Origin of the sequence: Micromonospora haikouensis (assembly GCF_900091595.1) — a bacterium.
Lineage (GTDB): Bacteria > Actinomycetota > Actinomycetes > Mycobacteriales > Micromonosporaceae > Micromonospora > Micromonospora haikouensis.
Genome location: NZ_FMCW01000002.1, coordinates 357622 through 379546 on the forward strand (window position 1 = coordinate 357622; position 21925 = coordinate 379546).

Here is a 21925-nt window from a genome sequence, read left to right on the forward strand (position 1 = left end):
ACTTTCTGCATAGCAGGGGCCCCCTCTTAACCGCGTCGAACCGCGTCAACCGGTCAGCGTGAAGGTCCCGGGTCCTGGCGGATGCGCAAGCGTCCACCCGTCCGCCGGCCGCAGCGTGACGCCGGCGGTGGTCCGCAGCCACCGGCTGTACCTCACCCTGATCAACACCTGTTCGTCCGACCTGGTGGTGAAGGTGACGGTTGACGCCGTCTGGCCGACGAGAGTGGCCGGTTGTCCGACGAGAGGCTGGGCCTCGGTGAAGGCGAACAGGCGCCAGTGCGCGTCCTGCCAGACCGGCCGGAGATAGGGCAGGCCGTCGGTGACGAGCTGAGCCTCCGGCCGGCCGACCCAGGACAGCGGGGCGTCCGGGACGGCCACGTACTGGACGGCGTTGTCGGCCAGCCAGTCCCGGTAGGTGGCCGCCGTCAGCGGCACGCCCGTCCCCTGCGCGCCGGGCACCTGGCCGAAGAAGAGGGGATTACGGTCGACGTCCGCCTGCCGCAGCCAGCCCCGCGCCAGCGGCACGTCGCCCAGGAGGGCCGCCTCCCAGTAGTTCCGGGTCGGCGGCACCTCGACCCGGCCGGTGAGCCCCCGCCGCGCCAGTTCGGCACGCAGCGGCGCGAAGTAGGCCGGATCGCTGGTCGGATCCCCGACGCTGCGCAGGTCGGCCGGCACCACCGGGGGCTGCCACCAGCAGACGGCGGCCAGCAGCACGGCCAGGGCGACGCCGGCCACGCCGCCCCGGCGCAGTCCCGGCGGCACCCGCCCGGCCGCCGGATCGGGCAGGCGGGCGGCCGCCGCGAGCAGGGGCAGCGCGAACATCACCGCCAGCCGGGTCGCGTTCAGCCCGACGGGCGTGTGCACGACGGAGGCGATCAGCACCCCGCCCGCCGACAGCAGGGCGCCTACCCGGACCGGCCGGTACGCCACGAACGCGGCCACCAGCAGGCTGGCGAGCACCGCCCGCACCGTGTCGGTGCGGCTGATGTTCATCCAGCCGCCCTCGCCGAACAACAACCCGGTGACCGCCAGGGGAACGGTTGCGCCGACGCCCAGCAGCAGGCCGTCGCCGTAGCGGCGGGCGAGCAGCAGCGCGGCCCCGGCGAGCCCGACGAACAGGCCGGCCACCGGGCTGGTCGCCGACGCCACGAGCACTGCGGCGACGGCCAGCCCGACACGTAGCCGTCGCCGGCCAGGGGACACGCTCGTCGGCATGGTGAGGGCCAGCAGCGCGGCCAGCCCGAACGCCACGCCGAGGCCGTAGGTGACCCGGCCGGAGACGAGGTTTCCGGCGATGGTGAGCACCCCGACCAGACTCCCGAGCAGGGGGCGGGGAACGCCGGTGCGCACCAGCAGGGCCGCGAAGGCCGCCGCCGAGGCCACCAACGCGAGGGCGCCGGTGCCCTGCACCCCGAGGACCGCCATCACCGGCGGCGAGACCAGGCTGTAGCCGAGCGGGTGGATGCCGCCGTACCACCGGAGGTCGACCAGGGCGGCACCGTGCGCGGCGAAGAAGTCGGCCCGGGCCAACTGGGCGGACAGGTCCGAGCCCATCCTCGGCAGCAGCAGGTACGTTACGCCCAGGGCCGCCGCCGACGCGGCGGCAACCGCCACCACCCGACTGCGACGCATGCCCACCTCCGTACCGCGACCACCGTACTGGCAGCATGGCGGGCGTGCCTCACCACCTCGCGCGCTGGACCGGGTTGGCCGGTTCCCTGCTGCTCGCCGTGTCCGCGTTCCTCGGCGGCGTGTTCCCGGACGGGGACCTGCGTCCCACCCCGGTCAGCATCTGGCAGGGCCCGCACGGGCCGCTGATCATCGCGTCCTGGCTGGTCGGCACCGCGCTCATGGCGTGGGCCTGGTGGTCGCTGCGCGACGGGGTGCCGTCCGCGCGGTGGGCCCTGGTGACGGTGGGGCTCTGGCTGCTGCCGCTGCTGTTCGTGCCACCGATGGGCAGCCGGGACGCCTACGCGTACGCCTGCCAGGGCGCGAGCTTCGCCAACGGCATCAGCCCGTACGAGTACGGCGTGTCGGCGCTGCCCTGCCCGTGGCTGGACACCATCTCGTACATCTGGCGGGACACCCCGGCCCCGTACGGACCGCTGTTCGTGCTGATCGCCGGTGCCGTGGTCAAGGCGACCGGGTCGCTGACCGGCGCGGTCGTCGCGTTCCGGCTGCTGGCGGTGGCCGGGGTGGCGCTGACCGCCGCCTGCCTGCCGGTGCTGGCCCGCCGCTGCGGGGTTCCCGTCGGGCGGGCGCTGTGGCTGGCGTTGGCCAGCCCGCTCATCGGCGTGCACCTGGTGGCCGGGGCGCACAACGACGCGCTGATGGTGGGCCTGCTGGTCGCCGGCCTGGCCGTGGTGGCGGCCCGGCCGGGCCGCCCCGTGCCGCTGCTGGCCGGGGGAGTGCTGCTCGGGCTGGCCGTGTCCATCAAGATCACCGGGCTGGTGGTGATCCCGTTCGCGGCGCTGGCGGCGATCGGCGGGCCGTACCGCTTCCGTGCGCTGCTGCGGGACGGTGGCCCGGTGGTCGCCGGGGCCGTCGCCACCGTCATGGGGGTGACCTTCGCCGGTGGGCTGGACTTCGGGTGGATCGGCGGGCTGGAGAGCGGGGGCGAGGTGATCGCCTGGACCTCGCCGCCGACCGCCGTGGGACAGACCGCCGGGTACGTCGCGCTGCTCTTCGGGCTGCACGTCGACGCCCTGCCGGTGGCCCGGGCCATCGGGGTGCTCGCGCTCGCCGCGCTGCTGCTGTGGCTGTGGTGGCGGGCCCGCACCCGCGACCCGTTCTTCCACGCCGGCCTGGCGCTGGCGGCCACCGTCGCGCTCTCCCCGATCGTGCACCCCTGGTACTGGATCTGGCCGCTCACGGTGCTCGCCGCCACCGCCCGCGACGGCCTCTGGTTCGCCGCGGTCGCGCTGGTCGGATCATTCCTGGTGCTGCCGGACGGCACCGGGCTGGCCCGGTACACCAAGCTGCCAGGGGCTCCGCTGATGACGCTTCTGCTGATCTGGGCGGCCGTGCGGTTGGTACGGTCGGCCAGGGTGGACCGCGCGGCGGACCGCGCGCCGGACCCCGCCATCCGGGGAGCCGACTGAGCGAGGGGTGTGCCGTGGCCGTCGTCGCCCGCTGGGCGGGACTGCTCGGTGCCGCTCTGCTCGCCGTCGCCGGCTGGCTGGGCGGGGCGCTGCCCGACCTGACCGGCGGCACTCCCGCCCAGGTGTGGCGGGGCCCGCACGGCCCGGCGGTGCTGGGCTGCTGGCTGGTCGGCACCGCGCTGATGGTCGGGGCGTGGTGGGCGCTGCGCGACGGCGCCCCGTCGGGCCGGTGGGCGTACACGACCGCCGGGCTCTGGCTGCTGCCGCTGCTGGCGACGCCGCCGCTGGGCAGCCGCGACGTCTACTCGTACGCCTGCCAGGGCTGGTCGTATGCGCACGGGCGCGACCCGTACCGGTTGGGGGTGGCGGCGGCCGGCTGCCCGTGGCTGGACTCGGTCGCCCCGATCTGGCGGGACACCCCCGCGCCGTACGGGCCCGTGTTCGTGCTGCTCGCCGCGCTCGCGGTGACCGTCGGCGGCAGCCTGGTCGGTGCCATCGCCGTCCTGCGGTTGTACGCCGTCGCGGGCGTGCTGCTGGCCGCGTACTGCCTGCCGGGGCTGGCCCGCGCGGCGGGCGTGCCGGTCCGGCGTGCCGCCTGGCTGGCGCTGGCCGTGCCCCTGGTCGGGGTGCACCTGGTGGCCGGGGCGCACAACGACGCGGTGGCCCTCGGCCTGCTGCTGGCCGGCCTGCTCATGCTGGTCAGCGGGCCGGCCGGGCTGGTCCCGCCGGCCGGGCCGCCGCCGGTCGGGCAGGCTCCGACTGCCGGGGTGCTCCTGCTGGCCGGAATGCTGCTCGGGCTGGCCGTGGCCGTCAAGGCGACCGCCGTGGTGGTGCTGCCGTTCGCGGCGCTGGCCGCCCTACGGGCCCGGTGCACCTGGCGGGCGCTGCTGCGCGCCGGGGCCCTGCTGGCCGGCGGCGTCCTCGCCGCGCTACTGGCGACCTCCGTGGCGTCCGGGCTGGGCCTGGGCTGGGTCGAGGGGCTGGCCCGCAGCGGCGACTCCGCGCAGTGGACGTCACCGCCGACGGCAGTCGGCTTCGTCGTCGACTACGTGGGGGAGTGGGCCGGGCGGCGGCCCGACGCCGTGCCGGTGACCCGGGCCGCCGGCCTGCTGCTGCTCGCGGCGACACTGGTGGCCCTGTGGTGCTGGGCGTGGCGGTCGCTGCGCCGGCTCGACGCCGGGACGGATGCCCCGGCGGCGGCCCGGCCCCGGGTGGCCCTGCTCGGCGCGGGGCTGGCGCTGGCCGCCACCGTCGCCCTCTCGCCCGTCTTCCACCCCTGGTACGCCATCTGGCCGCTGACGCTGCTCGCCGTCTCGGTCACCCGGGTCGCCCGGACCACGTGGTTCGCGCTGCCCAGCGCGGTGGCCGCCGTCCTCACCCTGCCCGACGGCACCAACCTGGCCCGCTCCACGAAGGCCCCGGGCGCGATCGCGATGACGGCGTTGCTGGTGGCGTTGGCGGCAGCGGCGACGCTGGCGGCGGTCCGTGCCACCGGCGGTCGGCGCGGCGGACGTGGTGGCGGACATGGCCGTGGCGGCGGAGGTGGCGGACATGGAGGTGGCGGAGACAGCGGCGTGGGCAGCGAGGGCGAGATTGGCGGGGACGGGGATGGCAAGGCTCCGTGTGGCCCCTAGGGAGCTGAGTCATCGGCGACATCACGGTGTCGGTGCCCACCTCGTGGCTGGCCCCGATCAGCGCCGCGAGGGCCACCCCGGCGCGCGGTCGGGTGGGCTCGGCAGCAAGGACGTCCGGTGGGCTCGGACATCACGGCGTCGGGGGTGGGCTCGGACATCACGGCGTCGGGTGGGCCCGGGGCCGGTTGATGTCGTAAACGACTCAGCTCCCTAGGCGGCCTCAGCCCCTGTGCCACCCGGAGCTCCCCGGCGATCGGTTGCCGTGCCCCCGCCCGCCCGTCCCACAGGCAGACGCGAAGCGGCCGGGCCGGCTCCGCGTGCGGCGGAACCGGCCCGGCCGGTGCTGAAGGAGGTGCCGGCCCGAGGGCTCAGCAGTCCGCAGTGCTCAGCAGTCGAAGTACATCGCGAACTCGTGCGGGGTCGGGCGCAGGCGCACCGGGTCGACCTCGTTGGCCCGCTTCCACTCCACCCAGGTGGAGATCAGGTCCGGCGTGAAGACGCCGCCGTCGAGCAGGTAGTCGTGGTCGGCCTCGAGGGCGTCGAGCACCTCGGGCAGCGAGCCCGGAACCTGCTTGACCGAGCCCCACTCCTCCGGCGGCAGGTCGTACAGGTCCTTGTCGATCGGCGCCGGCGGCTCGATCTTGCTCTTGATGCCGTCGAGGCCGGCCATCATCATCGCCGAGAAGGCGAGGTACGGGTTGCTCGACGGGTCCGGCACGCGGAACTCGACGCGCTTGGCCTTCGCGTTGCTGCCGGTCACCGGGATACGGGTGCAGGCGGAGCGGTTGCGCTGCGAGTAGACCAGGTTCACCGGGGCCTCGTAGCCGGGCACCAGGCGACGGTACGAGTTGACCGTCGGGTTGGTGAACGCCAGCAGCGACGGCGCGTGGTGCAGCAGGCCGCCGATGTACCAGCGGGCGGTGTCCGACAGGCCGGCGTAGCCGGTCTCGTCGTAGAACAGCGGCTCGCCGTTCAGCCACAGGCTCTGGTGGGTGTGCATGCCCGAGCCGTTGTCGCCGAAGAGCGGCTTCGGCATGAACGTCGCGGTCTTGCCGTTGACCCAGGCCTCGTTCTTGATCAGGTACTTGAAGAGCTGGAGCTGGTCGGCCGAGTGCAGCAGGGTGGAGAACTTGTAGTTGATCTCCGACTGGCCGGCGGTGCCGACCTCGTGGTGCGAGCGCTCCACGGTGAAGCCGGCGTCGACCAGGCGGCGGACCATGCCGTCGCGCAGGTCGGCGTAGTGGTCGACCGGCGGCACCGGGAAGTACCCGCCCTTGTACGCGGTCTTGTAGCCGCGGTTGCCGCCCGGCTCCTCGCGACCCGTGTTCCAGGCGCCCTCGATCGAGTCGATGTAGTAGAACGACTGGTGGGCCGAGGTCTCGTGGCGGATCGAGTCGAAGATGTAGAACTCCGCCTCGGCGCCGAAGTACGCGGTGTCGGCGATGCCGCTCGCGGCGAGGTACGCCTCGGCCTTCTTCGCCACGTTCCGCGGGTCCCGGGAGTAGGCCTCACGGGTGAACGGGTCGTGGATGAAGAAGTTGAGCGCGAGGGTCTTCTGCGCGCGGAAGGGGTCGATGAAGGCGCTCGCGACGTCCGGGAGCAGGAGCATGTCCGACTCGTGGATCGCCTGGAAGCCGCGGATCGACGATCCGTCGAAGGCGAGACCGTCGTTGAAGACGCTGTCGTCGAAGGACTCCACCGGCAGGTTGAAGTGCTGCATCACGCCGGGCAGGTCACAGAAACGTACGTCGACGAACTTCACGTCCTCGTTCTTGAGGTATCGCAGCAGTTCCTCGGGATTGGCGAACACACGTCCTCCTGGCACGTCCACGGGTGGCTGGCTGTTGGCGACGCTATGGCCGTGCGGTTGCCCGGTCGTATCTGCTGTGTTTCTGTCGTGTTACGTCGCTCGCGCTGCGTCATAAGCGCCGGTCAGTCGCCGTCGGATGTCCGTTCGGACGATACCCGGCGCGGCGAAGTGTCGCAGATTAACGCCTTTTGTCCGGTTCGCCGCCGGGTGTGCTTCCGGCCACGTTCGGGCCCCTGACTACCCTTGGCGGTCGTGACCATGCCGCAGCCCCCCGCGCCGCCCGCCGCCGACCCCTCGTTCGCGCCGCCCACCCTGGGCCGCCGGTTCGGCGCCCTGGTGATCGACTGGGTGCTCTGCCTGCTGGTGTCCAACTTCTTCGCCGACCCGGTCCGCGACGGCTGGGCCCCCGTCGCGGTGCTGATCGTCGAGTACGGCTTCTTCCTGGGCCTGTTCGCGCAGACCCCCGGCATGTACGTCACCCGGATCCGCTGCCTGTCCTGGGCCGACGGCGGCCGGATCGGCCTGGCCCGGGCGCTGCTGCGCGGCCTCCTGCTCGCCCTGGTCGTCCCAGCCCTGATCATGGACGAGCACCGCCGCGGCCTGCACGACCGCCTCACCGGCTCGGTGATCGCCGCCGCGCCGCGCGGGTAGGGCGTCAGCGGCCCCGGGTCTGCCGGAACGCGCCACGCGGCGGGCGCATGTTCTTCGGGATCGCGCCCTTGGGCATCTGCGGGCGGGCGGTGAGCGCCTTGAGCCGCTTGTCGAGGGCGTTGACGTCCTTGCCGCTGAGGGCGCGCGGCAGCCGCATCAGCGTCATCCGCAGCTTGCGGATCGGCAGCTCACCCTCGCCCTGGCCGATCACGTAGTCGTGCAGCGGCGCGGAGCCGATCACCTTGGCCAGCCGCCGCTTCTCCTGCCCCAGCAGACCGCGGACCCGCTGCGGGTGCCCCTCGGCCAGCAGGATCACGCCGGCACGGCCGATCACGAGATGCACCATGTCCATCTGCGTGGTCGCGCTGACCGCCGGGGACACCCGCCAGTCACCGCGCATGCTCTCCATGATCTGCGCCGCCGCGCCGGGCTGCCCCTCGGCGGCGTTCATCATCGCCGCGTTCGACCGCAGGTTGAGCACGATCAACAGGGCGAGCAGGGCGAGCAGGATGCCCAGCGGCAGCCAGAGCCAACCCCAGAGGAGCACCGCGACCACGGTCAGCGCGAGCGGGATCAGCACCGCGCCGGCGGCAAGCGGAGCGAACCACCTGTCCTGCTTGGCGGTGAACGTGAACACCATCCCGATCTGCTTCAGCCGCTGGCCGAACGAGACCTTCTCCTGGGGCTTCGCCATGCCGCAGAGTCTAGGTGGTCGCCGCCGGCCCCGTTGATCCGCGGCCGGCAGTCACGGGCGGCGGGGCAGCACCGGGGCGGCCCGGCCCGTGCCGTGCCGCCCGCCGGCCGAGGCCGAGGACGACGACGCGTCCGCCTGCTCGTGGTATTCCTCCTCCACGTTCACCTCCCACACGTCGTGGTCGGCGTCGTCGAGGATGTTCTCCACGGTCAGCATCGCCGTGAGCATCGAGTGGTCCTGGTTGTTGTAGCGGTGCATGCCGTTGCGGCCCACCGGGTGCACGTTCGGCAGCGCCTCGGCGAGCCAGTGGCGCATGGTCTCCACGGCCTGCTCGTAGCCGGAGTCGTAGACCGGGTACGCCTTCGGCATCCGCACCACGTACCCGGCCGAGACCGCCCCTGGGCGCACGAGCCCGAGCGCCTCCAGCTCGGCCGTGCCCAGGGTCACCAGGTCGTCGTCGGCCGACTCCCACAGGTCGTCGCCCTCGTCGACGAAGTACTCCAGCCCGAGGCAGGTGAACCCGTCCCGCACCAGGAACGGCGACCAGGAGCCGAAGTTCTGGATCCGGCCCACCCGTACCCCCGGGGTGTGCACGTAGATCCAGTTGTCCGGGAAGCCGGCGTCGGCCGGCACGACCAGCGCCACGGTGAGGAAGTCGCGGTGCCGCAGCGCGTCGGCGGCGGCCAGCACCGGCGGCGGCGCGGGCGGGTCCACGGCCCGCACCAGCTCCGGCAGCGGCACGCTGGAGATCACGTGGTCGGCCTCGATGCGGCGCTCGCCGTCCGGGCCCGCCACGGTCACCGCGACCGCCCGGCCGTCGGCCCGGTGCACCCGCGTCACCGAGGTGCCCATCGTCACCGTGCCGCCGGCCTTCGCGACCAGCTCGGCGCAGCGTTCCCACATCATCCCCGGGCCGAGCTTCGGGTACTGGAACTCCTCGATCAGGCTGGTGATGTCGGCGCCGCGGGCCCGGCGGGGCAGCAGCGCGTTGCGCACCGCGCCGGCCAGCGACAGGTTGCGGATCCGCTGGGCCGCCCAGTCCGCCTGCAGCTCGGTGGCCGGGAAACCCCAGACCTTCTCGGTGTACGTCTTGAAGAACATCCGGTACAGGCGGGTGCCGAAGCGGGCCGACACCCAGCCCTCGAAGTGGCTCTGGTCCGCCGGTGGTCGCAGCCGCGCCCACACGTACGACCCGACGCAGCGCACCGCCTCGACGATGCCCAGGTTGCCCAGCGCGTTGCCGGCCCGCAGCGGGTAGTCGAACAGCTTGCCCCGGTAGTGGATCCGGCTCATCCGGGGACGCAGCAGGAAGTCGCCGTCGGGCAGCACCTCGTGCCAGAACTCCTCGACCCGGCCGACCTTGGTGAAGAACCGGTGCCCGCCGATGTCGAACCGCCACCCGTCCCGCTCGACGGTGCGGCTGATCCCGCCCACGACGTCGTCGGCCTCCACCACCTCCACGGGGGCGTTGCGTCGAGTCAGCTCGTACGCGGCGGTGAGGCCGGCGGGACCGGCGCCGATGATGAGGGTGTGCGGCAGGGGCATGACTAAATTCACCACCATCGACGTATCGATGGCAATAGTCGCCCCGTTTGTTGGGACATCATCCGAACAGGTGGATCTAGGCCCCAGGGGCGTTGCTCAGGCGCGCACGGCCTCGCGGGCGTCGAGGGCCTGCCGGTAGAGCCGACCCGCCCGGTACGACGAGCGCACGAGCGGCCCGCTCATCACCCCGGCGAAGCCGATCTCCTCGGCCTCCTCGCGCAGCTCCACGAACTCCTCCGGCTTCACCCACCGGGTCACCGGGTGGTGCCGGGGCGACGGGCGCAGGTACTGCGTGATGGTGATCAGCTCGCAGCCGGCGTCGTGCAGGTCCCGCAGCGCCTGGGACACCTCGGCCCGCTCCTCGCCCATGCCGAGGATCAGGTTGCTCTTGGTCACCAGGCCGTCGGCGCGGGCCTGCCGGATCACGTCCAGCGAGCGCTCGTAGCGGAACGCCGGCCGGATCCGCTTGAAGATCCTCGGCACGGTCTCGACGTTGTGCGCCAGCACCTCCGGGCGGGAGCCGAACACCTCGGCGAGCTGCTCGGGGACGGCGTTGAAGTCGGGGATCAGCAGCTCGACCCCGCAGCCCGGCTGGAGGGCGTGGATCTGGCGGACCGTCTCCGCGTACAGCCAGGCCCCGCCGTCGGGCAGGTCGTCGCGGGCGACGCCGGTGATCGTGGCGTACCGCAGGCCCATCGACACCACCGACTCGGCGACGCGGCGCGGCTCGTCGGCGTCGAACTCGGCCGGCTTGCCCGTGTCGATCTGGCAGAAGTCACAGCGCCGGGTGCACTGGTCGCCGCCGATGAGGAAGGTGGCCTCCCGGTCCTCCCAGCACTCGTAGATGTTGGGGCACCCGGCCTCCTGGCAGACGGTGTGCAGCCCCTCGCGCGAGACGAGCCCGCGCAGCTGGGTGTACTCCGGCCCCATCTTGGCCTTCACCTTGATCCACGGCGGTTTGCGCTCGATCGGCGTCTCGGCGTTGCGCGCCTCGATGCGCAGCAGGCGCCGCCCCTCGGGGGCGACCGTCGCGGTACGCGAGGCGGGGCTGGTCGTCGGCTGCTCGGTCGTCGTCGGCGTCGTCGACGCGGCGTGCTCGATCGTCACAAAACCGAGCCTACGCCCGACGGCAGCCGTCGATGAACGGGACGCGACGCCCGTCACCTCCCGTTCCCTGTGACGCCGCCCACCGCCACCGCCGAACCGCGACGGTGGTCGCGAACCCGGCGGCCCCCGCCGGGGTCGAGCTGACCCACCCGACGGTACGACCGCTCGGCCCGCCCGCCGCCGCGCCCCCGGTCGGCGTCTTCGAGCGCGTGTACGAGGTCGGGCCGGTGTTCCGGGCCGAGCCGCACGACACCGCCCGGCACCTGGCCCAGTACACCTCCCTCGACGCGGAGCTGGGCTTCGTCGGCGACCACACCGACGTGATGGCCGTCCTGCGGGACACCCTCGCGGGGATGCTGACGACCGTGGCGGACCGGGCGGGTGCCGCGCTGGGCACGCTGGGCGTGACGGTGCCGCAGGTGCCGGCGCGGATCCCCGCCGTGCACTTCACCGAGGCCCTGGCGATCGCCGGCGCGCCGGCCGACGAGCCGGACGATGGCGAAGCGGCCCTTCTACACCCATCCCGACCCGGCGCGTCCGGCGTACTCGAACGGGTTCGACCTGCTGTTCCGCGGCCTTGAGCTGGTCACGGGCGGGCAGCGCCTGCACCGGCACGACGACTACCTGGCGGCGCTCGCGGCGCGCGGCGAGCCGGTCGAGCCGTACGCCGGATACGTGGACGCGTTCCGGCACGGCATGCCGCCGCACGGCGGCTTCGCGATCGGCCTGGAACGCTTCGTCGCCCGCCTGGTCGGCGCGGCCAACGTCCGCGAGGTCACGGCCTTCCCCCGCGACCTGCACCGCCTCACCCCCTGACGCGCCCGCCCCGCCTGGCGGCAACCCAGCGTGACGACTCGCGGACGTCGCGGTCGATGTGACCCTGGGTGACCGGTTGGCGCTCCTGGGGCGCGGTCATCCCGGTCGCGCCCCAGGCGGAGGTCGCTGACCTGGCCTACCTTGCCGACCCCACACGACCCGTTCCCGGCCCTTTGCTCTGCACCCGCATACGCAACAGCCACCCTCCGTTACCGCTGCGTGGGTGGGTGCAGAGCAAAGGGGAAGGAACGGGGTGTGGGTGGGAGGAGGTCGGTCACGTTGAGTGCATAGCGTTGCGCCCCGGCGCCCGCCGCGCGAGTGCCCCGATCCGCGTCGCGTCAGGCGGGTCAGGCGGGTCAGGCGGGGCCGAGCAGGTCCCAGGGGTTGCCGGCGATGTCGCGGAAGACGGCCACCCGGCCGTACGGCTCGGCGCGCGGCGGCCGGAGGAACTCCACGCCCGCGTCGGCGAGACGGCGATAGGCGGCGTCGAAGTCGTCGACCCGCAGGAAGAAGCCGACCCGCCCGGCCGTCTGGGCGCCGACCGCCGCCTCCTGTCGTTCGCCGTCGGCGCGGGCCAGCAGCAGGCCGGTCTGCGCGCCCGGCGGGCGGACCACCACCCACCGCTTCGGGCGGCCGTCGGTGGTCTGCGCCGGGGAGTCCTCGACCAGCTCGAAGCCGAGGACCTCGGTGAAGAAGGCGATGGCCGGGTCGTACTCGGCGACGACGAGGGTGACGAGGTCGATCTGCACCCGCCGAGCCTAGAGCGTGACCAGGGCCTAGAGCGTGACCAGCGTGGGCAGGCGGCGCTCCACCACCGGCAGCACGTCGGCCACGGTGATCGGGCGGCCCAGCTCCGCGGTGAGCGAGGTGACCCCGGCGTCGCGGATGCCGCAGGGCACGATCCGGTCGAAGTACGCCAGGTCGCAGTCGCAGTTGATCGAGAAGCCGTGCTGGGTGACCCCACGGGCGACCCGGATGCCGATGGCGGCGACCTTGCGGGCCGGGCCCCGGTCGTCCTCGGGCACCCAGACGCCGCTGCGCCCCTGGACGCGGTCGGCGGCGAGGCCGAACTCGGCGCAGACGTCGATCAGCAGCTGCTCGGTGCGGCGCACGTACGCGACGACGTCCACCGGGTCGGGCAGCTTCACGATCGGGTAGCCGACCAGCTGCCCCGGGCCGTGCCAGGTGATCTTGCCGCCGCGGTCCACGTCGACGACGGGGGTGCCGTCCAGCGGCCGGTCCCACGGCTCGGTGCGCTTGCCGGCCGTGTAGACGCTCGGGTGCTCCAGCAGCAGCACCGTGTCGCCGCGCTCGCCGGCCACCACCGACTCGTGCAGCCGTCGCTGCTCGTCCCACGCGGCCTGGTAGTCGAGCACCCCTGCACGGACGGCGGTCAGCCCCGGAATCGTCGCGGTCACGCCCACCAGCCTAGTCCCGTACCCGCCGGTCAGGCCGGTGGCACCCGCCACAGCCACACGTCGTCGACGCGCTGCGGCGGGCCGAGCAGGGCGGTGGCGGTGCGCCGCAGGGCGTCCTCGTCGAGGTCGTACTTCGCGCCTTCCACCCGGTCGGCGAGGACCACCACCTCGACCCCCCAGTACCGCAGGTCGGCCAGGGACAACCGGATGCTGCCCTCGGTGATGATCGGGACGAGCCCGGTGCGGCCGGCCTGGTCCATCAGCGTGTCGAAGGTGCGCGGCGGCGGCCCGATCCGGCCCCGGCCGTCCGGGCCGCCGGGGCCGAGGAAGAACCCCGCCGGGAGGCGGAACTCACCCTGCCGGTGGGCGAGCGCGTACGCCTGCCAGCGCTGCCCGTCCGGGGTCACGTCGAGCGTCAGCGGCAGCGGGGTGAGGGTGCCGCCCGGGGAGACGTACTCCTTCCAGGTGCCGGCGGTGATGAACGTCGGCACCGGCTCGCGGACCCTGGTCAGCAGCGGCGTGGGCAGCAGCGGCAGCAGCGCCGCCGCGAGGCCGAGCCCCCAGGCGGCCCGCGCGGCCCGGGGGCGCGGCGGGTCGGCCCGCAGCCGGTCGACGGTGTACGCCAGCAGCACCCCGATCACCGGGGCCACGATCAGGGCCAGCCGGGCCGGCAGGGCGGCGTTGACCACCGGCAGGTCGTCCAGCAGCAGGAACGGCAGCGGGGTGTCCGTGTGCCGGCCGGCCCACTTGGCCCGGGGCCCCCAGGACAGCACGGTGAACACGACGGCGGTGCCGCCGAGGGCGGCGAGGGTCGCCCGCAGGGCCCGGTCCCGCCGCCACAGCCAACCGAGGCAGACGACGGCGAGCAGCAGCAGCGGCACCCCGAAGAACGAGTTCTCCTCGGTCGGGTTGGGCGCGAGCGAGGTGCCCAGCCCCGCCTCGCCGGCGAGGGACCGGCGCGGGTACGCCGCGTACGCGGCGATGTCCTCGGCGTGGATGACCGGGTCGAAGCCGGTGCCGTGGAAGCGCTGCGGGCCGGCGAAGTGCAGCCACAGCGGGTACGCCAGCAGCACCCCGGCGGTCAGCGCGGTCACGCCCAGCCCGCGCGCGAAGGCGGGCAGCGCCGCGCGGGCCCGCGCCCGCCGGTCGGGGTGCAGCGCCCAGATCGGCAGGAACACGCCGAGCGCGAGGGCGGTGAAGAACAGCCCCTCGGCGGCGATGGAGAAGGCGACCGCCACGACGACGCCGAGCACGACCCCGTTGCGCAGCCAGCGCCCCGGCTCGCGCAGGGCGAACACCCGCCACAGCAGCAGCGGCACCAGCCACCCGGCGGTCCAGTTCAGGTGGGCGTTGGCGTGCGACACCATGCCGGGGGAGTACGCCACGAACAGCGCGCCGACGCCCGCCGCGAGCCGGCTGCGCACGAGCTGCCGGGACAGCAGCACGTACCAGGCCAGCGCGGTGGCGGCGAGGTTGAGGGTCAGGATCACCAGGAACGTCGCGGGCGGCCCGATCAGGTACGTCAGCGGCGCGAACACGGCCGCGTACACGGTGATCGAGGTGTTGACCGCGAGGTTCACCCCGTCGGGGACGTTGAGCAGGGTGGTGAAGAGCGGGTTCTCGCCGTGGGTCAGGGCGTGCCCGCCGAAGGCGAGCAGCCACTCGAACAGCGCCTGGTCGCTGGAGTTGACGGTGATCACCCGCTGGTCGGGGCCGAGCCACAGCCCGCTGGTGACCCAGCCGGCGAGGGCCAGCGCGAGCAGCGCGAAGAGCGTGTCGGCGCGCCGGTTGCGGGAGCCGGCGGCGGTGCCGGTCGCCGGTCCGGCGGCGGGGGGCGGGGAGGGCGGCACGCAGCGGACGTTACCAACCGGACCCGGGCACGCCGGGGCGACACGGGCACACGTCGACGGCTGCGAATGTGTGACCGGCGACCATGTCGGTGGGAGGAAACACGGACGTAACGTCGCGGCAACTCGGAAGTGACTCAGTTCACAATCCGCGACAGGAGGTCGTCGTGCGCCGCTCCACCACTTCGCTCACCCGGCTCGCCGGGGCGGTCACCGGGGCCGCGCTCGCCGCGGCGGCCCTGGTCGCCGTCGTCGCCGCGCCCGCCCGGGCCGCCACCCTCACCCAGGTCACCGGCTTCGGCGCCAACCCCGGAAACCTCACCATGTACGCCTACCGGCCCGACGGCCTCCCGGCCAACGCGCCCGCCGTCGTCCTGCTGCACGGCTGCACCCAGAACGCCGCCGGCTACGTCGCCAACTCCGGCTGGCAGAAGTACGCCGACCAGTGGAAGTTCGCCCTGATCGTGCCTCAGCAGTCCACCGCCAACCAGGCGCTGACCTGCTTCAACTGGTTCACCGAGGGCGACATCGCCCGGGGTCAGGGCGAGGCGGCGTCGATCGCGCAGATGGTCGGGTACGCGAAGACCACGTACGGCCTCGACGGCAGCCGCATCGCCATCAGCGGGCTGTCGGCGGGCGGGGCGATGGTCTCGGTCATGCTCGCCGCGTACCCCGAGCTGTTCGCCGCCGGCTCGGTCATCGCCGGGGTGCCCTACCGCTGCTCCCCGCCCGCGTCCACCAGCGTCTGCCAGTACAGCGGGGTCGACAAGACCCCCACCGCGTGGGGCGACCTCGTCCGGGCCGCGTACCCCGGGTACGCCGGCCGCCGGCCCCGGGTGGCCATCTGGCACGGCACCGCCGACAGCACCGTCGTGCCGGCCAACGCCGTCGAGTCGCGCGACCAGTGGACCAACGTCCTCGGCGTCGCGCAGACCCCCACCGGCACGGCGTCGCTGCCCGCCGGCACCAGCCTCGAGGTGTACGGCGACGACGCCGTCCGCCTCTACCGGGTCGCCGGGATGGGCCACGGCACCCCCGTCGACCCCGGCTCCGGCGCCGACCAGTGCGGCAGCGCGGCGGCGTACTTCCTCGACACGATCTGCTCGACGTACCGTGACGCGCTCTTCTTCGGGCTCGACGGCGGCGGCGCGTCGCCCAGCCCGACCCCGACGGCCACCGCGTCGCCCACCCCCACCCCGACGGCATCGCCGACCGCCTCGCCCACCCCGACCGCGTCGCCCACGTGCGTCACCGCCAGCAACTACGCCCACGTCGCCGCCGGGCGCGCCTACCAGTCCGGTGGCTACGCGTACGCCCTCGGCAGCAACCAGCGGATGGGCCTCTACAACGTCTTCTACACGTCCACGCTGAAGCAGACCGCCCCCGGCTACTGGGTGCTCGGCTGCTGATCAGTCGTTGAGAGCGGCGTGCAGGGCGCTCGGCAGGTCCGGGTGGTGGTATGCGAAGCCGGCCCGGGTCAGCACGGCGGGCAGCACCCGGGCGCTGGTGAGCGCCTCCTGGGCGAAGCCGCCCAGGGCCACCTTCAGGGCCAGCGCCGGGATCGGCACGACCGCCGGGCGGTGCAGCTGGCGGGCCAGCTCCCGGGTGAACTCGGCGTTCGTGACCGGGGCGGGGCCGACGACGTTGACCGCCCCGGCCACGTCGTCGCGGTCCAGCAGGAACCGCGCCGCGCGCAGCCAGTCGGCCATCGAGATCCACGGCAGCCACTGCCGTCCGCTGCCCAGCCTCCCGGCGATGCCCAGCCTGAACGGCAGCAACTGCGGCTTGAGCAGCCCGCCGTCGCGGTGCAGCGGCAGCCCGGTGCGCAGCCGGACGACCCGCACCCCGGCGTCCTCGGCGGGACGGGTGGCCGCCTCCCAGACCCGGCACACGTCGGCGAGGAAGCCCTCGCCCGCCGGGGCGTCCTCCTCGACCACCCGGTCACCCGTGTTGCCGTACCAGCCGACGGCCGAAGAGTTCAGCAGCACCGTCGGCCGGTCGGCGGCCGGCAGGCCCGCGATCGTGATGGCCAGCGTGGTGGTCGAGTCGACCCGGCTGGACCTGATCAGCCTCTTGTACGCGTCGTTCCACCGCTTGTCGCCGACGCCCGCGCCGGCCAGGTTGACCACGGCGTCGGCGTCGGCGACCACCGCCGGGTCGAGCTGCGCGGCGGTCGGGTTCCACTGCCGCTCGTCGCCGGTGCGCGCCGGCCGCCGGACCAGGCGGGTCACCCGGTGGCCGTCCGCGGTGAGGTGGTCGGCCAGCCGGGTGCCCAGGAAGCCGGACGCGCCGGCCAGGAGGATCCGCATGCCCCCATCTTCGGTCACGGGAGGGCGGTTGGATGCGGTGAGCGGGATGAAGGAGCCCGCTCACCGCACGAGGCTGCCCGGCCGGTCAGCTCCCGACGCCGGCCGGGCGCAGGTCGGCCAGGAGGCGCTCCACCTCCGCGAACGCGTCCGCCGGCAGCGGGCCGAGGGCGAGCGTGGCGAAGTTCTCCTCCGCCTGGGCCACCGTGCGGCAGCCGGGGATCGGCAGCGTCCGGTCGCTGCGGGCCAGCAGCCACCCCAGCGCACCCTGCGCGAGGGTGCGGCCGTCGGCCGTCAGCGCCTGGCGCACCTCGGCGACCCGGGCCGCCCACTGCGGCGTCGGCCGGCCGTCGGTGAACCACGCCAGCCACTCCGGGGCCTTCCCGCGCACGTCGTCGCCGCCCAGCGCCGCCGTACTGCCCTGGTAGCGGCCGGTGAGCAGGCCCATCGCGAGCGGCCCCCGGTTGAGGCTGGCCTGGTCCAGCTCGGCGCAGACGGCGAACATCGCCGCGTTGTCCTTCAGCACCGACTGGTCGTGCTGGATCGCCGAGCAGTGCGCGCCCGCCTCGGCGAACGCCCGCGCCGAGGCCGGGTTGTCGGTGCTCCACCCGTACGCCCGGATCTTGCCCTGGGCGACGAGGCCCTCCAGGGTGTCGACCAGGTCGAGCGCGGCGGGCACCGGCAGGTCGTTGAGGTGCAGTTGGTAGAGGTCGACGTGGTCGGTGCCGAGCCGGCGCAGCGATCCCTCCAGGCTTTCCACCGCGTAGGCGGGGGAGGCGTCCGTGCCGGTGGCCAGCCGGGTCGCCTCCTCGGAGCGGTTGCCGAACTTGGTGGCGATCACCACCTCGTCCCGGCGGCCCGCGAGGGCCCGGCCGAGGACCCGCTCGCTGTGCCCGGCGCCGTAGTTGCTGGCCGTGTCGAACAGCGTCACCCCCAGGTCGAGGGCCCGGTGCACGGTGCGGATCGACTCGTCGTCGTCGACCTCGCCCCACCCGTACGGCTGCCCGTCGTCGCCCCAGAGCGGCCCGCCGATCGCCCAGCACCCCATGCCGATGGCGCTGACTCCGATCCCGCTGCGACCCAGTGTCCGTGTCGTCGTCATGCGCCCAGTTTTCTACCTGGAGCGCGCTCCAGGTCAAGCGCTACTGTGCGTCGGTGACCGGATACGCCCCCTCGGAAGCCGCCCGCCGCAGCGGGTTCAGCCTCGACACCCTGCGTTACTACGAGAGGATCGGCCTGCTCAGCGGCGTCGGCCGCACCTCGGCCGGGCGTCGGGTGTTCACCGACGAGGACCTGGGCTGGCTGACGCTGTTCCGCTGCCTGCGCGACACGGGCATGCCGATCGCCGAGATGTGCCGGTACGCCGAGCTGGCCCGCGCCGGCGACCACACGACCGGGCAGCGCCGGGCGCTGCTGGTGCGGCACGCGGAGCGGGTGGAGGAGCAGATGCGCCTGCTCCAGCGCCAGTACGACCACCTGCGCGAGAAGATCGACTTCTACGACACGCTGGGCTGAGCGAGCGCGGAACGCCGCGTTATCCGGTCGACCGCCCCGGGGGTCGGTGGCAGGATGCCCGGGTGTCGGCATCCCGTGGTGACCTGGTCCGGTGGCAGTTCGACCTGACCTGGGCCCTCTGTGAATACCATCTGGAACGGCTGGAGCCGGCCGACTTCCTGTGGGAACCGGCCGCGCACTGCTGGACCGTACGGCCCGGCCCGGCCGGCACGTGGGTCCCGGACTGGGCGCAGACGGAGCCCGACCCGGTGCCGGTGCCCACGATCGCGTGGCTGACCTGGCACATCGGGTGGTGGTGGTCGGCGGCGGGGGAGCACCTCCAGGGTCGGCCCGTGCCCCAGCACACCGAGGTCGCCTGGCCGGGGGCCGGCGCGGCGACGATCGAGTGGCTGCGCGACCTGCGGCGGCAGTGGCTCGGGCACCTCGACCGGCTCGCCGACGCCGACCTCGACCGGCCGGCCGCGTACCCGTGGCCGGCCGACGCCGGGCACACCGTCGCCCACCTGCTCGGGTGGGTCAACGCCGAGCTGATGAAGAACGTCGCCGAGATCGGGCAGCTCCGGCTGCTGCGCGCCGCGCGGTGACTCAGCGACACCAGCACTGACGCTAGCTGAGGTCGGGCCGCCGCACCGCTGCGACCGTCACCAGGTCCGTCAGCCCCGCGAAGTCGGACGGGTTCGTGGTGTAGAGCGGCAGGCCGTGCACGTGGGCGATCGAAGCAATCATCAGATCCGCTGTGCGGCGGCGGGTGCCGCGACCGGTGGCGAGGACGGCTGCGGCGACCAGGCCGAAGGCCCGGGCGGCCTCGCCGTCGAACGGCAGCGGGTCGAACGTCGCCTCGACGTGCTGGAGAACGCTCATCCGGCGGGCCCGCTCACGCGGGTCGTCGGTGTGGTGCGGTCCGGCGGACAATTCAGCGAGGGTGACCGCGCTGATGACCATCTCGTCGGGAAGCTGATCCGAGTCGAGCGCGGCGAGGTGGATGACGATGTTCGTGTCGATCAGGCCACGGCTGGGAAGGTCACCACTCACGTTCGGGGAGGTCCTGGTCGATCGTCGCGTCGAGGTCGCTGCGGAACCGCGACTCGTCCAGCACTGGCGCGGCGGCGAAGGCCGCCATCACCTCGGCCCGGGGCACGAACGTGCGCCGCCTGATCGGGATCAGGCGGCCGATCGGCGTGCCGTTGCGGGTGATGGTGAAGGACTCCCCACGCTCCACCCCACGCATGATCGCACCCGAGTCGTTGCGCAGCTCGCGCTGGCTGATCTCTCGATGGGCATGCTCGCTCACGCTGGCAGCCTACCGTCGTGTGCTACGAAGTGCTACGCGACCGGGCCCAGCCGAGGAAGCGGGCGAAGAGTCGCGCCGGCTCCGGGGCGTCGTGCGGGTTGAGCGTGTAGAGCTGGGTCGTCGCCTCGTGCAGCAGCCCCGCCAGGTGGATCAGCAGCGCCACCCGGTCGTCGGCGTACTCCCGCAGCAGCGTCAACCGGGCCGGCGCGCACGGCCAGGGCGCGGCGCAGGCCCGGCACAGCCAGAGCGGGCGCAGCGGTAGGTGCCGGGCGGTCGTCGCGTGAGCGCCGTCGTTGCGCCGGGCCCGTGCGGTCGCACCGGACAGCGGGCCCGGCCAGCGGCTGTTGCGCGCCGGACCGGGAGTCCTGGCGGGCGGGGCGGGCGGCTCGGTGGGCGGTGGGGCGTGCCGGTCCGGGCACGCCGCCCAGCGTAGGCCGCACGAGCACCAGAGTCGCCAGCCCCGCCAGGTCCGCCGGTGGCGTGGGCCGAGGGGGATGGGCGCCGCGTCGCGCCGCCGGCCCGACCACCTCACCGCGATCCTTCGGGTACGCGGAACGTCTCCTTCGCGGTCGTCACGTGCACGCTCGCCGGCCCTTCGTGTCGGGGTTCGGTGGGGGTGGTGGCACCCGGTCGGCCGGGGGAATGGCCGACCGGGTGCGTCCTGCGCAGGACAACCGGCTCCGGGTTGCAGACCAGGGAGCCAGCCGGGGAGAACTTTGTCAGACAAGACTAGTAAAGTCAATGGTGGCCTAGACCTTGCTTGTCATGTAAAGCCTGGTCGTGATCGAATGGCGGTGCAGACCAGGGAGTCAACATGCCCGCCAAAGCAAAATGGGCGCACATTGCGGACCAGCTCCGTGATCAGATCGCGTCCGGACAACTCGCACCCGGTGACAAGCTGCCGTCGACGGCTCAGCTCAGAGAGGAACACGGCGTTTCTGCCGGCGTCGTTCGCCATGCGATCCTCGTCCTGCAGACGCAGGGCTGGGTGGAAGGCGTACACGGCGTGGGTGTGTTCGTCGCGGAGCGGCCAGGGGGCTGACGCGCGTCTCACCGGGCGCTCGCGCGCTCCAGCCCCGGACGTTGGACAGTTGCTGTTCGCCAAGCGCGTCAACTGTCCAAGATCTCGGCGTGCCTGCCCTTGCCGCGACGATCTCGTCGGGGCCTCCTGATGTCGTTGCGGATTTTTCGATTAGCGATACGCTCGGAGCATGAGCAGCGCCCTCCGCGAACGCACGGTCCTACCCCCCGAAGACCCCGCCAACCTGGCTCGATTCGTGCAGGAGCTGCGGAGCGCGGGCAATCGCGCACGGGCCCGGCTGGTGGGCCCGGACGGCTCCGAGATCGAGATTCCGGACGAGTTGTACGGCGTGCTGCGGGACGTCGTGACAGCTTTGTCCGAGGGGCTGGCAATCTCTATCGCACCGCACAACACCATGCTGACGACGCAGGAGGCGGCGGACCTGCTCAACATCTCCCGGCCGACCCTGGTCCGGCTGCTCTCCGATGGCGAGATACCCCACACCATGCGAGGACGCCACCGTCGAGTCATGTTGCGGGACATCCTCGACTACCAGGAGCGCACTCGTCAGGAACGGCGGCGGACGCTCGACCGGATGACGGTCGAAGCCGAGGAGGACGGGCTGTACGACCTCACGTCCACTCCGCGAGCCACGAGATGAGGGCGGCCTGAGTGGCGTTCTCGGCACTCCTCGACACCTGTGTGCTCTACCCGGCGCATCTGTGCGACACGCTGCTGCGGCTCGCCGAGGTGGCCGCATACCGGCCGCTCTGGTCCGAGGGAATCCTGACCGAGCTTGGGCGTAATCTCGTCGGGCGGGGAATCCCGGAGGAGAGCAATAGTCAAGACTTGTGGATGAGGAATCTTGATCAGGCGGCTGCGGTGTCGGTCGTGACCGGATCGGCGGTGGGGCGTTCGACGAGTTTGCCGCGTTCGAAGCGGGCGCCGGCGCGGATGAGGGCGACCAGGTGTGGTGCGTTGACCGCCCGCCACCGCTGCTGAGCGGCTTCGATCAGCTTGAACGCCATGGCCAGGCCGGCTGCCTTCGAGCCGGGCCCTTTGGTGACCTTGGTGCGGTGCCGGACGGTGGCGAAGGTCGACTCGATCGGGTTGGTGGTGCGCAGGTGCACCCAGTGCTCGGCGGGGAAGTCGTAGAAGGCGAGGAGTTC

General features: G+C 73.2%; 22 protein-coding genes and 1 pseudogene. 9 read left to right on the plus strand and 14 right to left on the minus strand.

What is annotated here, in order from left to right; genetic code table 11:
* Positions 1–45: 45 nt before the first annotated feature.
* Positions 46–1632 (minus strand): hypothetical protein, encoded by a 1587-nt coding sequence (locus GA0070558_RS03345; protein WP_091275480.1) that lies wholly within the window; start codon positions 1630–1632, stop codon positions 46–48.
* Between the two features lie 44 nt (positions 1633–1676).
* Between GA0070558_RS03345 and mptB (GA0070558_RS03350) the strand changes: the two genes are divergently transcribed.
* Together mptB (GA0070558_RS03350) and mptB (GA0070558_RS03355) are read left to right on the plus strand one after the other, a co-directional pair.
* Positions 1677–3101 carry a polyprenol phosphomannose-dependent alpha 1,6 mannosyltransferase MptB gene (mptB, locus tag GA0070558_RS03350; RefSeq protein ID WP_176734073.1) on the plus strand — a complete coding sequence of 475 codons (1425 nt, stop codon included), beginning with the start codon at positions 1677–1679 and terminating at the stop codon, positions 3099–3101.
* Between the two features lie 14 nt (positions 3102–3115).
* Positions 3116–4735: a polyprenol phosphomannose-dependent alpha 1,6 mannosyltransferase MptB gene (gene mptB / locus GA0070558_RS03355; RefSeq protein WP_256091735.1), complete on the plus strand. Its 1620-nt coding sequence runs from the start codon at positions 3116–3118 to the stop codon at positions 4733–4735.
* A 385-nt stretch (positions 4736–5120) separates the two neighbouring features.
* On the opposite strand, the gene glnA is transcribed toward mptB (GA0070558_RS03355), so the two are convergent.
* Positions 5121–6545, minus strand: a complete 1425-nt coding sequence (gene glnA / locus GA0070558_RS03360) for a type I glutamate--ammonia ligase (protein WP_043967093.1) — start codon at positions 6543–6545, stop codon at positions 5121–5123.
* A gap of 258 nt (positions 6546–6803) precedes the next feature.
* Here glnA and GA0070558_RS03365 point away from each other — a divergent pair, with 258 nt between their 5' ends.
* On the plus strand, positions 6804–7196 hold the full coding sequence (locus GA0070558_RS03365; RefSeq protein ID WP_091275654.1) for an RDD family protein: 393 nt from the start codon (positions 6804–6806) through the stop codon (positions 7194–7196).
* Between the two features lie 4 nt (positions 7197–7200).
* Here GA0070558_RS03365 and GA0070558_RS03370 read toward each other — a convergent pair whose 3' ends face one another.
* The 3 genes from GA0070558_RS03370 to lipA all read right to left on the minus strand — a co-directional run bounded on the left by GA0070558_RS03370 (position 7201) and on the right by lipA (position 10599).
* Positions 7201–7890: a DUF4191 domain-containing protein gene (locus tag GA0070558_RS03370; RefSeq protein ID WP_091275485.1), complete on the minus strand. Its 690-nt coding sequence runs from the start codon at positions 7888–7890 to the stop codon at positions 7201–7203.
* A 51-nt stretch (positions 7891–7941) separates the two neighbouring features.
* A complete protein-coding gene (locus tag GA0070558_RS03375; protein WP_091275488.1) occupies positions 7942–9435 on the minus strand; it encodes an NAD(P)/FAD-dependent oxidoreductase in 1494 nt (497 codons plus the stop codon).
* 96 nt (positions 9436–9531) lie between these two features.
* Positions 9532–10599 carry a lipoyl synthase gene (gene lipA, locus GA0070558_RS03380; protein ID WP_176734074.1) on the minus strand — a complete coding sequence of 356 codons (1068 nt, stop codon included), beginning with the start codon at positions 10597–10599 and terminating at the stop codon, positions 9532–9534.
* Positions 10600–10637: 38 nt separating this feature from the next.
* On the opposite strand from lipA, the pseudogene GA0070558_RS03385 reads away from it, so the two are divergent.
* Positions 10638–11358 (plus strand): annotated as a pseudogene (locus GA0070558_RS03385) (amino acid--tRNA ligase-related protein); the annotation flags it as partial.
* Positions 11359–11714: 356 nt separating this feature from the next.
* On the opposite strand, the gene GA0070558_RS03390 reads toward GA0070558_RS03385, so the two are convergent.
* The 3 genes from GA0070558_RS03390 to GA0070558_RS03400 are packed head-to-tail and all read right to left on the minus strand — an operon-like array spanning position 11715 to position 14626.
* Entirely contained in the window at positions 11715–12107 is a 393-nt protein-coding gene (locus tag GA0070558_RS03390) for a VOC family protein (protein WP_077938956.1), read from the minus strand.
* Positions 12108–12134: 27 nt separating this feature from the next.
* The gene (gene lipB / locus GA0070558_RS03395; protein WP_043969281.1) at positions 12135–12776 is read right to left on the minus strand and encodes a lipoyl(octanoyl) transferase LipB; all 642 of its coding nucleotides are present in this window, start codon (positions 12774–12776) and stop codon (positions 12135–12137) included.
* Between the two features lie 29 nt (positions 12777–12805).
* Positions 12806–14626, minus strand: a complete 1821-nt coding sequence (locus GA0070558_RS03400; RefSeq protein ID WP_091275491.1) for a DUF6311 domain-containing protein — start codon at positions 14624–14626, stop codon at positions 12806–12808.
* A 164-nt stretch (positions 14627–14790) separates the two neighbouring features.
* On the opposite strand from GA0070558_RS03400, the gene GA0070558_RS03405 reads away from it, so the two are divergent.
* Positions 14791–16032, plus strand: coding sequence for an extracellular catalytic domain type 1 short-chain-length polyhydroxyalkanoate depolymerase (locus tag GA0070558_RS03405; RefSeq protein ID WP_091275495.1), 1242 nt, complete (start codon positions 14791–14793; stop codon positions 16030–16032).
* Here GA0070558_RS03405 and GA0070558_RS03410 read toward each other — a convergent pair whose 3' ends face one another.
* Both GA0070558_RS03410 and GA0070558_RS03415 read right to left on the minus strand, forming a co-directional pair.
* Positions 16033–16932 (minus strand): TIGR01777 family oxidoreductase, encoded by a 900-nt coding sequence (locus tag GA0070558_RS03410; protein ID WP_077938959.1) that lies wholly within the window; start codon positions 16930–16932, stop codon positions 16033–16035.
* 85 nt (positions 16933–17017) lie between these two features.
* Positions 17018–18031 carry an aldo/keto reductase gene (locus tag GA0070558_RS03415; protein WP_091275498.1) on the minus strand — a complete coding sequence of 338 codons (1014 nt, stop codon included), beginning with the start codon at positions 18029–18031 and terminating at the stop codon, positions 17018–17020.
* Positions 18032–18084: 53 nt separating this feature from the next.
* On the opposite strand from GA0070558_RS03415, the gene GA0070558_RS03420 reads away from it, so the two are divergent.
* On the plus strand, positions 18085–18444 hold the full coding sequence (locus GA0070558_RS03420; RefSeq protein ID WP_091275503.1) for a MerR family transcriptional regulator: 360 nt from the start codon (positions 18085–18087) through the stop codon (positions 18442–18444).
* 62 nt (positions 18445–18506) lie between these two features.
* Positions 18507–19028 (plus strand): DinB family protein, encoded by a 522-nt coding sequence (locus GA0070558_RS03425; RefSeq protein ID WP_091275506.1) that lies wholly within the window; start codon positions 18507–18509, stop codon positions 19026–19028.
* A gap of 22 nt (positions 19029–19050) precedes the next feature.
* Here GA0070558_RS03425 and GA0070558_RS03430 read toward each other — a convergent pair whose 3' ends face one another.
* Genes GA0070558_RS03430 through GA0070558_RS35155 form a run of 3 tightly spaced genes read right to left on the minus strand, consistent with a single transcriptional unit; the run spans position 19051 to position 20267 of the window.
* Positions 19051–19476, minus strand: a complete 426-nt coding sequence (locus GA0070558_RS03430) for a type II toxin-antitoxin system VapC family toxin (RefSeq protein ID WP_091275510.1) — start codon at positions 19474–19476, stop codon at positions 19051–19053.
* Complete coding sequence (locus tag GA0070558_RS03435) at positions 19466–19735, minus strand: type II toxin-antitoxin system Phd/YefM family antitoxin (protein WP_091275513.1); 270 nt, start codon at positions 19733–19735, stop codon at positions 19466–19468. Before GA0070558_RS03435 ends, GA0070558_RS03430 begins: the two co-directional genes overlap by 11 nt.
* A 22-nt stretch (positions 19736–19757) precedes the next feature.
* The gene (locus tag GA0070558_RS35155; RefSeq protein ID WP_439709558.1) at positions 19758–20267 is read right to left on the minus strand and encodes a hypothetical protein; all 510 of its coding nucleotides are present in this window, start codon (positions 20265–20267) and stop codon (positions 19758–19760) included.
* 282 nt (positions 20268–20549) lie between these two features.
* Here GA0070558_RS35155 and GA0070558_RS03445 point away from each other — a divergent pair, with 282 nt between their 5' ends.
* Both GA0070558_RS03445 and GA0070558_RS03450 read left to right on the plus strand, forming a co-directional pair.
* Complete coding sequence (locus tag GA0070558_RS03445) at positions 20550–20777, plus strand: winged helix-turn-helix domain-containing protein (protein ID WP_091275516.1); 228 nt, start codon at positions 20550–20552, stop codon at positions 20775–20777.
* 169 nt (positions 20778–20946) lie between these two features.
* On the plus strand, positions 20947–21417 hold the full coding sequence (locus tag GA0070558_RS03450) for a helix-turn-helix domain-containing protein (RefSeq protein WP_091275520.1): 471 nt from the start codon (positions 20947–20949) through the stop codon (positions 21415–21417).
* Positions 21418–21625: 208 nt separating this feature from the next.
* On the opposite strand, the gene GA0070558_RS03460 is transcribed toward GA0070558_RS03450, so the two are convergent.
* Positions 21626–21925: transposase (locus tag GA0070558_RS03460; RefSeq protein ID WP_176734075.1), on the minus strand; the 300-nt coding region annotated here is incomplete at its 5' end.

Bases quoted from the DNA above. Each gene is read 5' to 3' on its own strand.
- GA0070558_RS03370 (WP_091275485.1), bottom strand. From the start codon at position 7,890: ATGGCGAAGCCCCAGGAGAAGGTCTCGTTCGGCCAGCGGCTGAAGCAG.
- GA0070558_RS03450 (WP_091275520.1), top strand. From the start codon at position 20,947: ATGAGCAGCGCCCTCCGCGAACGCACGGTCCTACCCCCCGAAGACCCC.
- GA0070558_RS03415 (WP_091275498.1), bottom strand. From the start codon at position 18,031: ATGACGACGACACGGACACTGGGTCGCAGCGGGATCGGAGTCAGCGCC.
- GA0070558_RS03445 (WP_091275516.1), top strand. From the start codon at position 20,550: ATGCCCGCCAAAGCAAAATGGGCGCACATTGCGGACCAGCTCCGTGAT.
- GA0070558_RS03410 (WP_077938959.1), bottom strand. From the start codon at position 16,932: ATGCGGATCCTCCTGGCCGGCGCGTCCGGCTTCCTGGGCACCCGGCTG.
- GA0070558_RS03345 (WP_091275480.1), bottom strand. From the start codon at position 1,632: ATGCGTCGCAGTCGGGTGGTGGCGGTTGCCGCCGCGTCGGCGGCGGCC.
- GA0070558_RS03365 (WP_091275654.1), top strand. From the start codon at position 6,804: ATGCCGCAGCCCCCCGCGCCGCCCGCCGCCGACCCCTCGTTCGCGCCG.
- GA0070558_RS03375 (WP_091275488.1), bottom strand. From the start codon at position 9,435: ATGCCCCTGCCGCACACCCTCATCATCGGCGCCGGTCCCGCCGGCCTC.